This is a genomic window from Flaviaestuariibacter terrae, from assembly GCF_054777635.1.
Map to the genome: position 1 here is coordinate 1,030,688 of NZ_BAAHAL010000008.1, position 15,539 is coordinate 1,046,226.

The window sequence follows — 15,539 nt, forward strand, 5'->3', positions numbered from 1 at the left end:
CTCCCCCTCTCCGCTTCGGAGAGGGGGCGGGGGGTGAGGTTGTACACCGAACTCCAAATAACATCCAACTTCTCCTTCCTCCGCGGCGGCTCGCACCCCGAGGAGCTGCTGGCCTGCGCGGCGTCACTGGGCTACGATACCATCGCCATCACCGACCGCAATACGCTGGCGGGCGTGGTGCGGGCCCATGCGGCAGGGCGCAAGCACGGCGTGCGCGTCATTCCCGGCTGCCGCCTCGACCTGCTCGATGGCCCGTCGCTGCTGGCGTACCCGGTGGATCTGGGCGGATGGGCCAACCTCTGCGCGCTGCTCTCGCTGGGCAACAGCCGCGCCGAGAAGGGCGATTGCCACCTGTATAAAGAAGATGTATATGCACTCGGCGAAGGACTGCAGCTCGTGGCGCTGCCGCCCGAGGCGCTGGAGGCCGACTTCCACTTTGCCCCGGACTTCGAGAAAGCATTGGCTGAATACAAAGGAGCCTTCGGCAACCGGCTGTCGCTGGCCGCCACGCGACGCTACAATGGCGACGATGCCAAGCAGCTGCATCGCCTGCAGGAGCTGGCGCAGCAATACGGCGTGCCCCTCGTGGCCACCAACGACGTGCACTACCACGAGCCCGCGCGGCGGCAGCTGCAGGACGTGCTCACCTGCATCCGCGAAAAATGCACGATACAAACCGCCGGCTACCGGCTGCTGCCCAACGCCGAGCGCTACCTGAAGCCGGCCGCCGAAATGGCGCGTCTCTTTCAGCAATATCCCGAGGCTGTTTCACGCGCCGGGGCTTTAGCGGAGGCCTGTAGGTTTTCGCTCGACGAGCTGAAATACGAATACCCCGAGGAGATCACCTCTGAAGGACGCACGCCGCAGGAGGAGCTCGAGTACCTCGCCTGGAAGGGCGCGAAAGAATTCTTTGGCGACGTGCTTCCCGACAAGATCAAAGCCGCCATCGAATACGAGTTGACTTTCATCGCGCAGGTGCACTACGCACCCTACTTCCTCACCGTCTACGACATCGTGCGCTTTGCCCGCGACCGCGGCATCCTCTGCCAGGGACGCGGCTCGGCGGCCAACAGCACCGTGTGCTTCTGCCTCGGCATCACCTCGGTAAACCCCGAAAAATTCGAGCTGCTCTTCGAGCGCTTCATCTCCGCAGCCCGCGCCGAGCCCCCCGACATCGACGTCGACTTCGAGCACGAGCGCCGCGAGGAGGTGATCCAGTATATCTACAATAAGTACGGCCGCGACCGCGCCGCCATCGTGGCCACCGTAACGCAGGTGCACGGCCGCGGCGCCATCCGCGACGTAGGCAAGGCGATGGGCCTCTCCCTCGATGCCGTGGGCAAACTCGCCGGCGTTATGGGGCACCACTACAGCAACGACCCGCTCGACGAGGGCTCGGTGCGCGAAACGGGCATGGACCCCACGGATCCCTTTCTCCGCAAGGTGCTCGAGCTGACGGCCCAGTACATCGGCTTCCCGCGGCAGCTGGGGCAGCACACCGGCGGCTTCGTGATCACGCGCGGCAGGCTCACGCAGCTGTGCCCCGTACTCAACGCGCGGATGCCGGGGCGCACCTGCATCGAATGGAACAAGGACGATATCGAAACCCTCGGCTTCCTCAAGATCGACGTGCTGGCCCTCGGCATGCTCACCTGCATCCGCAAGGCCTTCGACCTGTTGGAGCAGCACTACGGCGTAAAGAAAACGCTGGCCACGATCCCGCAGGATGAAGACAGCAAGGTGTACGACATGATCTGCCGCGCCGACACCATCGGTGTGTTCCAGATCGAGAGCCGCGCGCAGCAAAGCATGCTCCCGCGCCTGCGGCCGCGCAAGTTCTACGACCTCGTGATCGAGGTGGCCATCGTGCGGCCCGGCCCGATACAGGGCGACATGGTGCACCCGTACCTGAAAAGAAGAAACGGAGAGGAGCCCATCACCTATCCCACGAAGGAGCTCGAGGAGATACTGAAGCGCACCCTCGGCGTGCCCCTCTTCCAGGAGCAGGCGATGAAGATCGCCATTGCCGCCGCGGGCTTCACGCCGGCCGAGGCCGACGGCCTGCGCCGCTCGATGGCCACCTTCAAGTTCAAGGGCGTGGTGAGCGAGTGGCGCGACAAGCTTGTAACCGGCATGGTGGCCCGCGGCTACACGCAGGAGTACGCCGAGAAGGTGTTCAAGCAATTGGAGGGCTTCGGCTCCTACGGCTTCCCCGAGAGCCACGCCGCCTCCTTTGCGCTGCTGGTGTGGGTCAGCTGCTGGCTCAAGTGCTACTACCCCGACGTGTTTGCCGCCGCCATCCTCAACGCGCAGCCCATGGGCTTTTACCAGCCCGCGCAGCTGGTGCAGGATGCGCGGAACCATGGGGTGACGGTACTGCCGGTGGATGTGAATCATTCGCAGTGGGACCATGACCTCGCCCCCCTGCCCCCCTCTCCGGAACGGAGAGGGGGAACGCCCGACTTGAGGACGACTGCTGAAGTCGTGGGGCAACATTCCCCTCTCCGGCGCGGAGAGGGGTTAGGGGTGAGGCTGGGCTTCCGCCTCATCCGCGGTCTCCGCGCCGACGACATCGAGCTGCTGCTGAAGGGGCGCGGCGCGGGCTACCGGAGCGTCAACGCGCTGCGCGATGCGGGCGTGCCGGCGGCGGCGCTGGAGCGGCTCGCCGATGCCGATGCCTTCCGCTCCCTCGGTCTCGACCGGCGGCAGGCGCTGTGGGAGGTGAGCACCAAAGACCGGCCCGAGGCCCTCTTTGCCGGCCAGGCCGCCCCCGACGGCGTGGGCGAGGCGGTGCAGCTGCCGCTGCTGCTGGAGGCCGAGCACGTGGTGCAGGACTATGGCGCCCTCGGCCTATCGCTGAAGGCGCACCCGCTGCAGTTTCTGCGCCCCGAGCTGGACCGCGGTGGCTGCACCCGCGCCGCCGACCTGCTGCGGATGCCCCACGGCGCACCCGTGCGCATCGCCGGCCTCGTGCTCGTGCGCCAGCGCCCCGGCACCGCCAAGGGCGTGTGGTTTATGACCATCGAAGACGAAACCGGCACCGCCAACCTGGTGCTCTTCCCGCAGGTGGTGGAAACCTACAAGCGCAAGATCGCCGGCGCGCGCCTCTTCCTCGCCGACGGCACCGTGCAGCGCGAAGGCATCGTGGTACACGTGATCGTGAAGGTGGGCTGGGATGCCTCGAAGTTGCTGCGGAAGCTGATTACGACAGGGGAGGAGCCGAACGTACAAATACTGTCGCGGGCGGATGAAGCGAAGGGGAGTATGGAGGATCAGCGGAAGGCGAGGGAGTTGGGAAGGAGTAGGGATTTTAAATAGCGCTCAGGTTTGTAATAGGAGCTAATCCGTCTTGTCTAAAATCTCATAAACTATGTTGCTACCTTTGCAAATCTCTCAAATCGTAGTTGCAATAATGAGCGAAAGCAATAAAAATAAATTGGAACTTAAGCAGTTAGTACAAAGCAGAGCCTCTATCGCTGCCTTTATCGGCGCTGGATGCTCAGCTGTATTAAATATTCCTATATGGGACAAATTGCTGTTAGAGTTGAATCGCCAATTTGGTCCATTTAAAGAAAGCGAACTTATAAATGCAATAAAAACGGATGGACATGCGAGAGTAGCATCATACATAGAGGCAAGTGCAAAAGATAAGAATCACTATAAGGAGATGCTAAAGAAACATACTAAGCCAAGATCTTGCCACTTCACTTCTCTTCATCTAGAGCTTTTGCAGCTAACGAAAACGGTGATTACGACGAATTATGATATGAGTATCGAAGAAGCGTTGGAATGCCTTAAACGGATTAATAGGGAGGGGAATTTCGATTACAGGACTTTGAGTATTGGTGGGCTGTCACTTTACGGAATAGGAGTGAACAGAGGCATCTATCATATTCACGGCAATAATACAGACGGGACATTTGTATTAACCTTCGAATCATACAGAGAGCAGTATGAGAATGACGGATCTGGTTTAGCAGATTTAATTCGAACTGTATTTAAGGAGTTTAGTGTTGTATTTGTTGGCTTCAGCTTCAATGATGATTTTTTTGTAAATTTTTTACAAAACACGTTATCAAAAGTAAAAGGCTTCCTAGAGGCAGCACAGAAAGGTCCGTTGCCTCCCCACTTCTGTATTGTTTCGAGCCTTCTTTATAAAGACTTTTTTTATGCACCTGAATTGACGGAAAGGAAAGTTCCTATAACAGAATTAATTCAAGCCTCATATTTAATCGCCAAAGACCTAGGTGATACAAAAGAAGCAGTTTTGTATATAGATGAAACCAAGGAAGATGAAATCCGTCGATCAGGTTTCGCTCAAGAAGTAAAAACGATTTTATTGAATCAAATCGAGATAAACAAAGGGAATAGAAAGAAGATTGAGTTGTTCAAAGAACTAAACATCAAGCCTATAGTTTTCGAAGGTGAAAATTACTTAGAGATCGAAACAATCCTAAGAGAGCTTAATACAATGGGTGGGAAGGTAGCAACGTCTTATGATCCAAACTTGAATCAATAATGGAAAATATTATTAATAGACTAAATGAAGTTGACATAATCGTTGCTAATAATGATTTTTCTCGCAACGAGTTTATAGCTGATGTACTAAATTCCACATCTGAGCGGATCTATTTATTTAGACTTGTTGAGAGGAATTTTTCGAAAAATTGGTTTTTGTACTTATTAAAGTTGGGTGCATTCAATTTTAAAACAATTCCCAAAGCAGTCGAAAAGAATAACGATGGTAAAATTGAGCATTGGTTCTTAGGTTGGGACGCTTCCATTTTAATTAAAACAGCATGCGAGTTCAGTATAAAGAACGAGGATGACGAACTCATTAATTCGATAATATTTCTGATTAATAACTACATCGAATATGTAGCTGAAAGAAAAACAGATGTGAGCAGGAATTATCGCCCTGATTGGTTCTTTTGCGATTATATTTTCCTATTGCCTCTTAATAAAATCGAGCCCAAACATCTTTCGTTTATTGAAGAACATGGTATAAAAGGAAACTTCTCAAGCGTAGCACACGACTTGTTAACGTCATTTTTTGAGAGAGTTATAAGAGAGCAACACAAGGCTTTGCTTTTTTGGATATTGGATGTTGTATTCAGCGTAAAAAGAAATACTGATGAGAGTGGCAACCTGAATTCACATATTCAGCCATTTTCGTTGAAGGAATTTGTTGATGTGTCACCGCAAAAGATTTATGTGGTTCTTGGTGATGAAATTCTTAGTTGGTTAGTTGAAATAGTAAAGCAGTATACCAACAAGAACCCTTTTCAGTTTTCAAAATTTAATATTGTTTCTATTGGAGAAGATCCCCAGAACTGGTCTAGTGAAGGTGTTAACCATTTGATTGTTAAGTTTCTTCGTAATACTATCACACTGCCAGCCGTCCATTTAAAATCATCAGAGCAGTTCGTGTCTGAAAATTTAGCTATAGATGTGCCGGTACTAAGAAGAATTTCATATTACGCAATAGATAACAATTACCAAGAACTTTGCAATCTTTTCTGGAAAGAGAGTAATCCGCTCTTAGATTTCGAGAGTAAGTTGGAAGTGTTTAAGTTGTTGAAAGCACATTGTAAATCATTCACAATGAATGAAGTGCAGGTTGTACTTAATTGGATAGATGCATTAACATTCAAGTCGGATGAAATTTCGGATCCTGATCAACTAGACAGGTATACCGCAATCAAAAAGATAGAATGGCTTGCATCCTTGACCAACGTAAATCCAGAGTTTAGAGAAAAAATTGAACTTAAAAGGCAAGAGCTGTTAGAAGTTGCGAAATATGAATCGTCACATCCAGGATATGATACTTGGTCTGAAACACGATTTGGCGGAGATTACGGAAGTCAAAGGATTATTTCTCTAGACTTTAAGGAAGCTATATCTATAGTGGCCGATAAGGAGAGGTGGCATGGTTACGATGAATGGGGCATGCAGGAGGATTTAAGATCCTTAATCAAGGAAAGGACTCAAGAAGCTATTGATCAAATTAGCTGTTTGCTAAGTCTGGATTACAATTTGTTGTATTATGCATTTGATGCTTTTCGGGACAAAGTGCAATCTGAAAAGTCGCTGCCTTGGAATAACGTGCTCGACTTTCTAGTAGACCTTTTGGACGACCAAGGTTTGTGGGAGTCTGATAGTTCGTCCAAGAACAGTGTGTCCGGGCTCTTAGGAATGATAGCTTGGTTTATCAATGAAGGAGTGAAGGATAGGGATTCTCCATTAGTAATAAACGGGAATGCTGAGAAGTCAATCGATATACTTCAACTAATAGAACGTAGGTACGACAAGCCTTTTGTCTACCTTAATGGTAACCGCGATAAGCAATTTGATATTATTAATTCGACTCGAGGTCACATTTATGAAGCACTCATTTCTGTTTCAATTGCACTTGCAAAAAACGATCCCTCTGTAGAGCGGTGGAATAAGAAAGTGCGGGATATTTTCACAAATCGCATAAATGACGAAACGTATTTAGATGAATTATATTGGTCAATCGGGTTCTATTTACCACAAATAAGTTATTTGGACTGGGAATGGGTTGTCACTAATAAGGCAGCAATCTTCATTCAAAATGAAAAGATCGATGACTTTGCATTTAAAGGATATCTTTTATATTCAAATAGGCTCTATACAAACCTTTTCGAATTATTAGAAGAGTATTACGTAAGGGCGTTGAACTCTTATTCAACTGACGATGTTTATTCCAGCCGAATTATTGAACATGTAGTTATCGCGAAAAGTATAAATAATCCTATCGGAGAAAAATTGCTTAAGTCAATTTTCGATCAAAAGGAAGTGCTTTTGTTTAAAAAGCTGGTAGAAGTAATTGACCGAAGGACCGCCTTTCTTGCGCAAGAAGAGTTGGTTGTTATCTGGGAAGGAATTTTGTCCAAACTACGATCTGATGGAAGTGTGGAAGCGAAGAATGTAGCCTATGCAACTTCTGAATTTTTAGAGAATGTAACGGAGATTAACGAAAAGGTAATAGATCTGTTTTCGAATGCTATCAGTCAACGCGAAGATGCGCAGAGAATATATCAATTGATCGGTTATGCTGCTAGATTTATTTATGACTCTCCTGTTTTAGGAGGTAGACTGCTATTGACTTTGGTGAAAAGCATAAAAGGGGATTTTAGTATTGGAATGGAAAACCTTCTTACTGCAACAGAGGTATTATTTGAAAGAGATGAGATAGATATTGCTGATAAGATTTGTATACATCTCGTAGAGCAGGGGAACTACAGAGCCAAAGATTTATATAATAAGTTTCATTAGACACAAGTTCCTTTAACAAGAGAATGGATAAATGTAAAGACCCGCATCCGCGGGTCTTTACATTTATCCTCACACTGCCGGCGCCTCCTCCTTTTTCTTCCCCGACTTCCCGCGTAGTAAATGCTCCGCGAAGAACCGTTCTGTCTGGTCCTCGTCGCCGAGGTACTTCAGCGCCACGGTATGAATGGCCTTCAGCAGCGCCAGCTCCAGGGCGATGCGGTCGGCGTCGCGCTCGTTGCGCTTCGCGTCGAGGGTTTCGAGTAAATACTGCTGGCTCGTGCGCAGCTGGGTCCATTGGTCGTAGAGGCCTTCGAGGCCGGAGCGCAGGGCGTCGGGGAGGGCGGGGCCGTAGTCGTCGAGCGACTGGCGGATGCGCTGGAGCACGGCGGGCGCCTCGGTGTGGGTCATGCGGTTCAGCTCGGTGATGCCCTGCGGCAGGAAGGACAGGAAGCCCTTTGAGTTGCGCCCCTCGAGCGCCACGCTGAGGCCGTCCTCATGTTGCTTCATGTACAGGTGCAGCTGCTTCTTGAAGGCCGTGAGGGCGCGGGTGCTGCCGATCTTTTCGGCCGCGCCCTTGCCGATGGCGCCGAGGGTGATCACTACCTTTTCGATCCTGTCGCCGATGAGGCCGGCCACTTCCACGAATTCGTCCCTGAGGGCCTGCTGGGCGTTCTGCCCGAAAAGCACGAGCCGCAGCGTCGTGATCTTGGGATCCTGGAACGGGTTTCCGAGTAACAGTCTGATCTTTTTCATATTCCTTCTGTTTTTGGTTTATAAAAATGAGAATGCACTGCGGTCGGCTGCCGGGGATAACAGCTGTCGTTGCTTCGCCGGCGGGTGAATTTCAGGGTAACGGGTACAAACCGGGTTTCCATTGCGGAAACGGGGTTTGCAGTTGGTTCAAAGCGGCTTTCCGGCTGGGAAACCGGGTTCGTACGGCTTACAAAAGGGCTTTCCATTCCGGAAAGCGGCTTTGCATGGGTTGCAAAGTGACTTTCCGGATCGGCGGCCGCATTCGTAACGCGTACAAAGCGTATTTCCATTCCGGCAGCCCGGCCTGCAATCGTTACGAAGCGTGGCGCGCAAAAAGGAAATCTTTTCGAATATACTGTGCCGTTGTATGCGCGTCAAGCCCCCCGTTTGCGGGCCGGCCGGCGGACGGGGAGCGGCTGCCGGCTGCCCTTTTCCAAAAAACCTTGAAAATGAGGCGCTTTGGCCGGGGCAGGCAGCGTAGCAAAATATAAGGGAGAACGGCTTTCGAAAACTCCGTATTAACCGGCAGCAAAATCGTAAAAACTGCAGCAGGGGAGGGATGTGGTTTTTACGGAAAAACGCTGTGCCCGGCTACGGTATCGCTGTCGGGTCCCCATCGCCGGATGCCGCGGGAACCTCCGAAGGCCCGCATGGGCTGGGAGGGACTTGCGCTGCTTCCCGTCATCGCGGCGACGAGCCGCGATCTCTTCCCGGGAGTGCGGGCCAGTGCAAGGGCGTACTGCGGCAGGAGGCGCACACGCATCGTTATCAAGGCGCCGGCCCCGATCCGTTGCGGGCAGCTCCGAAACTGCATCAGCAAGAGTTCAACTGCCCTGCAAGGAGTCGAAAATGCCGTATTTCTACCATAGGCGGTATCCGCTTTTCTTTCGACCTTGTTCCATACACAACCAAAGCCACACTATGACCCACTACTACGTGCACAACGGGCAGGCACAAGCCGGTCCCTATTCCATCGACGAATTAAAAGCGAAATCCATCGGCCCGGATACCCAGGTATGGACGGAAGGAATGTCGGGTTGGCAACGAGCCGGGGATGTCGACGAGCTCAAGGTCTTGTTCGCATCGGTGCCTCCGCCGTTTGAGCCCGCGCCGGCATCCGCGACTCCGCCACCGTTTACGAAGCCTGCGGCAAAGCCGGTTGTCCCTCCAAAGAAGCGCAGGCGCCTGATCGGCGCCTAGGGCTGGATCGGCATCAGCATCGCTGGTATCGTATTGTTTGTCGTCATCCTGAATTCGGGTAGCACCCTGGTGCAGGCAGCCATTCAGACGGTGGACCACAAGCGGGAAATGCGCGTCAATTGGGCTACGTATTTAAATGCACGACCAAATGAATACGAGCACAGCGAATGGGGTGGTATATACAATCTCAAGGTCATCTTTACAAATAACAGCGATTATATGATGAACGAGATGACCGCTTCAATTACCTATATCAAAAAGAATGGAGAGACCTGGCGCGTGGTGCCGGTCAAGGTTTTTAACGTGCCGCCCCACACAACGTTAACACAACCTATCGATGACGTTTTTCGGTGTACATCCGTTCAGGTCGAAGTTTCGGGTGCCATAAGCCAAGAAGCAAAGTTTACCATGAGCCAAGGCTACGACAGCGGTGAGCCGGCCGATCCGTACCATATGCGCTGAGCAGCGACTGACGTTCCTCTGTTTGCGACTGCCAGCGAGGTGCACGAGTTTGCTTCGCTGCGCTCGCAATGACAAAGGCCGCCGGTGGTGCCCTTTGCCGGCATCGGGGCAAATGCCCTGCGTCGCGCTTGCGCCTCCTGCAGCTTGCGTTACGCGGAGACGTTATTCTTTAAAGCAGCGGAGTGGATCAATCGTAACGATTGCCCTCTGCTCTCCAGCGTCCTCTGCGGTTAAAATTGCGGCGAAGGGGTTGCTTAGAATGCCGTTAGTCTTACAGGATCGATGGTCGCCGCGGAGGGGGCACAGGCGCTTCGTTCCTCAGCGCGACAAAGGGCCGCCGGTGGCGGCCCTTTGTGCTCCCGGCTGCTCCCTGCACGTGTCGACGAAAGACCTACCCCGTTTTTCCCCCTCCACCCGCAGCGCTGCCGCACATATAATCATAAATTCGCATGACTGTTTATGAGAAAAGCTACCTGGACCCTGCTGCTCCTGCTGCCGCTGTGCGCCTGCGCGCAATGGCCGCTCAATCAAATCAGCTTCTCCGGTTACCAATGGAGCGGTAACACCCAGAACCTTCTTTCCAAGGTGCGCTATTCCCGCAAGGGCAGCCGGCTGGCGGTCTACAACCTCGTGTACGCCACATCGAGCATGAATCCTTCGATCCACGGCGTACGCTGGAATGAATACCCGTTCATGGACATGCTCTCGATGATGATCATGCGCGACACGACCTACCAGATGGGTGGCTACGACCAGAACATCTTCATCTCCGGCTCCAGCAGCAACTATGCCCGCGATATCGAATCCGACGACCAGGACCGCCTCTTCGTGCTCGGCGACAACCTCGGCGACGACTGGGCCGAGGGCTGGACGCAGCCCACCCCGTGGACCGTAACCAGCCAGGTGCTGCTGCTCAAGCTCGACCAGCAGCAGCACGTGCTCTGGCACCGCACCTATGGCGGCACGGCCAACGAGCACGCCGTGGCCATCCGCCGCGCCCACGACGGCAATTTTATCATCCTGGCCGCGGCCGAATCAAGCAACGGCGATGTAGCCCAGAGCTTCGGCGGCACCGACGTCTGGCTCTTCAAGGTCGATGCCGCCAACGGCAACATCCTCTGGCAAAAATCCTTCGGTGGCCCGGGCAACGACATACCCAGTGAACTCGAGGTGCTGGCCGACGGAAGCATCATCATCTCGGGCAGCGCCCCATCGTCGGCGCCCGACTTCGTCAGCTCCTTTGCCGGCGCCAACGGCTTCGTGCTGCGCCTCAACGCGGCGGGTGTTGTGCAGAACAGCTACGTCGCCGGCGGCAGCGGCACTGATGCTGTGCGTGCCATCGCGCCGATGGGTACCAGTGGCTTTGCATTGCTGCTGGAGTCGACGTCCGGCGATGGTCCCTTTACCGGGAATGCCGGCGCCAACGACATTTACGTCATGCGCCTCACAGCCGCCCTGCAGCCCGTATGGACCAAGCGCTATGGCAACGCGCAGGACGACGAAGCCGGCGATATCGTCTTCACGCCCTGCGACTCGATCCTGTTTGTGAGCTACGCCAAGCAATACAGCTACGACTTCCCCGGCCCGACCGACTTCCCCGCGTGGACGCAGCGCGCCGGCGTGCGCATCGCCCTCCGCGGCGACGGCACGCAGACCTTCTACCAGGAAGAAAATTTCAATTACCCCTTTTCAAACGGTCCGTTCAACGAGGGCATCTTTTCGTCGATGGAGCCCAACGATCGTGGCGGCTTCCTCAGCGGGAACCTGAAACACGATAACTGGAACAGCGGCTACCCGGCCGACAAGGCACGCTCGTTCGACCTGCGGGAATACGGCACGCGCCTGCGCCGCGGCACGGTCGACACGGCCATCTGCAGCGGGCAACCCGTGAATGGCATTACCTACACGCGCGACAGCGTTCTTGCCGATACGCTGCGCAACGCCTGCGGCATCGATACGCTGATCCGCGCCGTAGCGATCCACATCATCGCCACGAACGACAGCCTCATTCACCGCGACACGACGCTTTGCGCGGGCGCGCTCTATAACGGCACGCCGGTGCTGGCTTCCTTCCTCCACAGCGACAGCACGCTGCAGGCCACCGCCTGCGGCCCGCGCTGGGTCATTAAGCAGACGATGGTGCAGGTGATCAACACGACTGCCGACAGCACGCTGCGGATGGATACGACGCTGTGCTACGGCGCCCTGTACAACGGCACGCCGCAGTACACGTCGTTTGCCTACATCGACAGCACGCAGCAGGCAACTACCTGCGGCATCCGCTGGATCATCCGCCAGCACAACATCAGCGTGCGCCCCGCCATCAGCGTCGACCTCGGCCCCGACGCCACGCTCTGCGCGGGCACGCGGCCTACGCTGGATGCGGGCAACAGCGGCAGCCAGTATCTCTGGAGCACGGGCAGCATGGCGGCCACAGTAAGCGTAACCAGCGCCGGATTGTACTGGGTAGAAGTGCGCGACGCTGCCGGTTGCCGCGCCCGCGATTCCGTGCTGTTCACGGCCTCCGATCTTTTCCTGAATACGCTGCGCGATACAAGCATCGAAGCGGGGTACAGCGTGCTGCTTTCTCCTGCCAGCAACGGCAGCATCAGCTGGGACCCGTCGCCCGCGCTTTCGTGCGCGGCCTGCCCGGCGGCCCTTGCGGTGCCCCCGGCAACAGCCTGGTTTTACTATACGGCCACGCGCGCCGGCTGCCGCCTCCGCGACTCGGTGCAGGTGATCGTGAAAGATGGCTTTTACATCTGGGTACCCACGGCCTTCACCCCCAACGGCGACGGCCGCAACGACCGGCTGCGCGTACATGCCAGCCGCGTAACGGCGCTCCTGTTCGTTATCTACAACCGCTGGGGCGAGCCCGTGTTTTCAACAACCAACGCTTCCCTCGGCTGGGACGGTACCTTCCGCGGCCAGCAGCAGGATGGCGGCACCTTTGCCTGGATGCTTCGTTACACCGACCCCGCGGGTATGGCCCACCTGCTGAAGGGTACGTTGCAGTTGATCCGGTAAGGGTAGGGGGCGAATGCTAGCGATGCAATGTCAATATTGTACATGGAGAATGCAACGCGGATTGCGGGTAAAACCGGCGAACGAGTCGTTTAAATTCCAGGCAGTACTGCAAAGCTGACAGTCGCTTTGGGGTGGACACACAGGCGCTTCGTTCCTCAGCGCGACAAAGGGCGCGATGCGCCCTTTGTGCGAACGTCAACCCGTTACTTCCTGCGTCATGCGCGGCAGCAGCGAAGGATCGAGGGTGATGTTGCCTGCTTCCAGGAACTCCTTAAGGTGCGCCGCCTTCGAGGTGGCGGGAATCACACAGGTAACGGCAGGGTGCGCGAGAATGTAGGCGAGGCAGAAAGATGCCCAGTTCGTAAGGCCTGCTTCCTGCGCCCAGGCGGGAAGCGGCCTTCCCTGCAGCCGCTTCAGCAGCGCGCCTTCGCCAAAGGGCCGGTTGATGATCGTGCCAACACCCAGTTCGGCGGCGGCGGGCAGGAGCCGCTCCTCGGCGTGGCGGTTGTTGAGGGCGTAGTTGAACTGCACGAAGTCGAAGCGCTCCTGCCGCAGCACGCGCTCGAGGTCGGCGTGGTTGGAATCGGTGTAATGCGTGATGCCCAGGTAGCGGATGCGGCCTTCCTCTTTCCATTTGCGCAACGTGGGCAGGTGCGTCTGCCAGTCCACGAGGTTGTGGATCTGCACGAGGTCCATCGTACGGCGGCCCATTCTTTCGAAAGATTGTTCCAGCTGCGCGATGCCTTCGCGCCTGCCGGTGGTCCAGACCTTCGTCGCGTAGAAGAAGTCTTCGCGCTGCGGCATCGACTCCGTCAGGCGGCCGATCGTCGCTTCGGCACGGCCGTACATCGGCGACGAATCGATCAGGCGTCCGCCGCTTGCATGAAAGGCCTGCAGCACCTCGATGAGGGAGCCGTCATTGCTGCTGCTGTCAAACGTTTGCCAGGTGCCGAGACCGATGGCGGGGAGCGATTCGCCCGAGGAAGGAATAGTGCGCTGGAGCATGGACAAGGGTTTGGGCAAAGGTGGGGGCGGAACAGCAGCCCGCGATGCCTGCGCTGATTCTAAAAGAAGAGACGACACGTTGGGATCGGCGCTGCTTCAGTTATCCTGCTTGCCCAGCCGCTCCAGCACTTCGTCCATCTTGTGCTGCAGCTTCAGGATCTCGCTCTGCGCCTTCAGGTTCACCTGGTATTCGATATCGGCGCGGATGCGGTCGCTCTCGGCCTGGCGGCGCTGGCTGTTGAGGATGAACACCGTGAGCAGCGAGGAGAAAAGCGTGATGATGAAGCCGAGGAAGAAAAAGGTCGGCGGCTGGTCGGTGTAGTGCACGGGCGCGCTGTGAAGGCGTCTCCACTCGATGGACTGCGCTACGATCCAGCCGGCAACAAACAGCACGTATACGATGATAAAAGTACTGCTGGTGAACAGCTGCGCGAGGCGATCGATGCTGCGCTGGAATCCCGAGTGCCCGACGCCGATCTGCTCGTTGGGATTGGGTACGGCGCGCTGCTGCAGGCTGGCGCGACGCAGGCGCAGCGACAGCACCTTCATCAGCGTGAAGGCCAGCTGCGGGTGCGATGCCAGAAAGCGGTAGAACGAGTCCTGGTCGAGCCGGTATAGGGTGCACTCGGTGGCGCTGCGGGCATTGGCGGAGTGCGGGCCACCATCGATGAGGGAGAGCTCGCCGAAAAACGATCCGGGACCCAGGCGCGCCAGCGGCACCTCGGCGCCGTTGTCGTCGGTATAGAAGATCTGCACCTCGCCTTCACCGATCAGGTACAGGAAGCGGCTTTGCTCGTGCATCCAGAAGATCGGCTGGTGGGGCGCGCAGTGCTCGGCCTGGAGGTATTGGGCCAGCTCGTCCAGCTCGGCATCGCTTAGAGAGTCGAACAGCGGGATGCGGCGGAGGAGAGCAGCGTTCATGTGCGGAGACGCAAAAAAAGCGGGCCAGCGGACCGTGACGGGAATCGGGAATCGGCAACCGGGAATGCATTCCCGAACCTCCGGACTGTTGTCTTACAACTCACCTTCCTTGCGGAATGGCCCGGTTTAGTTCTATTCACGATTGACGATTCACGATTCACGAGTCGTGCTGCTCACCGCCCACTGCTCACCCGCTCACTTGCTCACCGCTCACTTGCTCACCCGCTCACTTGCTCACCTTCTCATAGCAGTTAAACATCCAGCGGATGCCGAAGCGGTCGAGGCAGCAGCCCCAGTACGCGCCCCAGAACTGGTCGGCGAGCGGCGCAATATCGGAGCCGCCGGCGGAAAGGGCTTTGAAGAGCCGCTCGGTTTCGGCGCGTGTGTCGGGCTCGAGGTTGATGGTGGTGTTGTTGCCGATCCTGAGCTTGTGGCCCATCGATTCGAGCATATCGGTGCCCATGATCTCGGTGCCGCCCAGGATGGGCAGGGCCACGTGCATCACCGCGTTCTTTTCATTCTCGGGGATCTCGGGGCCGCCGGGCATCGGAGGTACGTCGCGCATATACATAAAAGGCGAGGAGAACTCGGTGCCGAAAACGTCCTTGTAAAAACGAAAGGCTTCCTCGGTGTTTCCCTGGAAGTTGAGGTAGATCGATACTTTGGCCATGGCGATGGTTATTTAGTTTTCAAAGATGAAGTTTCTGCTGCGAACGGAAGAGGGGCAGGACGACAAAGAGAGGGGCGGATGCGACGAGGGGAGAGGGAGAGAGGTGGGGAGGGGGGAGGGAGATTACTTGATTACTTGAGTACATGAGTACATGAGGGGAGAGGGGAGGGATGATTACATGAGTACATGAATACATGAGTAC

10 protein-coding genes are annotated in these 15,539 nt (G+C 55.5%); 6 read left to right on the forward strand and 4 right to left on the reverse strand.

Annotation, left to right across the window (positions count from 1 at the left end; genetic code table 11):
* Nucleotides 1-33: 33 nt before the first annotated feature.
* The 3 genes from ACYU7Z_RS12500 to ACYU7Z_RS12510 are packed head-to-tail and all read left to right on the forward strand — an operon-like array spanning nt 34 to nt 7,299.
* Nucleotides 34-3,318 (forward strand): error-prone DNA polymerase, encoded by a 3,285-nt coding sequence (locus ACYU7Z_RS12500; protein WP_460570937.1) that lies wholly within the window; start codon nt 34-36, stop codon nt 3,316-3,318.
* A gap of 52 nt (nt 3,319-3,370) precedes the next feature.
* Nucleotides 3,371-4,519 carry an SIR2 family protein gene (locus tag ACYU7Z_RS12505; RefSeq protein WP_460570938.1) on the forward strand — a complete coding sequence of 383 codons (1,149 nt, stop codon included), beginning with the start codon at nt 3,371-3,373 and terminating at the stop codon, nt 4,517-4,519.
* Complete coding sequence (locus ACYU7Z_RS12510; RefSeq protein ID WP_460570939.1) at nt 4,519-7,299, forward strand: hypothetical protein; 2,781 nt, start codon at nt 4,519-4,521, stop codon at nt 7,297-7,299. Before ACYU7Z_RS12505 ends, ACYU7Z_RS12510 begins: the two co-directional genes overlap by 1 nt.
* A 69-nt stretch (nt 7,300-7,368) precedes the next feature.
* On the opposite strand, the gene ACYU7Z_RS12515 is transcribed toward ACYU7Z_RS12510, so the two are convergent.
* The gene (locus ACYU7Z_RS12515; protein ID WP_460570941.1) at nt 7,369-8,052 is read right to left on the reverse strand and encodes a hypothetical protein; all 684 of its coding nucleotides are present in this window, start codon (nt 8,050-8,052) and stop codon (nt 7,369-7,371) included.
* A gap of 921 nt (nt 8,053-8,973) precedes the next feature.
* Here ACYU7Z_RS12515 and ACYU7Z_RS12520 point away from each other — a divergent pair.
* The 3 genes from ACYU7Z_RS12520 (at nt 8,974) to ACYU7Z_RS12530 (ending at nt 12,741) form a co-directional block, all read left to right on the forward strand.
* A complete protein-coding gene (locus ACYU7Z_RS12520; protein ID WP_460570942.1) occupies nt 8,974-9,252 on the forward strand; it encodes a DUF4339 domain-containing protein in 279 nt (92 codons plus the stop codon).
* Between the two features lie 33 nt (nt 9,253-9,285).
* A complete protein-coding gene (locus ACYU7Z_RS12525) occupies nt 9,286-9,714 on the forward strand; it encodes a hypothetical protein (RefSeq protein ID WP_460570943.1) in 429 nt (142 codons plus the stop codon).
* A gap of 459 nt (nt 9,715-10,173) precedes the next feature.
* Nucleotides 10,174-12,741: a T9SS type B sorting domain-containing protein gene (locus tag ACYU7Z_RS12530; RefSeq protein ID WP_460570944.1), complete on the forward strand. Its 2,568-nt coding sequence runs from the start codon at nt 10,174-10,176 to the stop codon at nt 12,739-12,741.
* A 195-nt stretch (nt 12,742-12,936) separates the two neighbouring features.
* Here ACYU7Z_RS12530 and ACYU7Z_RS12535 read toward each other — a convergent pair whose 3' ends face one another.
* The 3 genes from ACYU7Z_RS12535 to ACYU7Z_RS12545 all read right to left on the reverse strand — a co-directional run bounded on the left by ACYU7Z_RS12535 (nt 12,937) and on the right by ACYU7Z_RS12545 (nt 15,337).
* Entirely contained in the window at nt 12,937-13,746 is an 810-nt protein-coding gene (locus tag ACYU7Z_RS12535; protein WP_460570946.1) for an aldo/keto reductase, read from the reverse strand.
* A 96-nt stretch (nt 13,747-13,842) separates the two neighbouring features.
* Nucleotides 13,843-14,667: a cyclic nucleotide-binding domain-containing protein gene (locus ACYU7Z_RS12540; protein ID WP_460570947.1), complete on the reverse strand. Its 825-nt coding sequence runs from the start codon at nt 14,665-14,667 to the stop codon at nt 13,843-13,845.
* Between the two features lie 226 nt (nt 14,668-14,893).
* A complete protein-coding gene (locus ACYU7Z_RS12545; RefSeq protein WP_460570948.1) occupies nt 14,894-15,337 on the reverse strand; it encodes a VOC family protein in 444 nt (147 codons plus the stop codon).
* Nucleotides 15,338-15,539 lie beyond the last annotated feature (202 nt).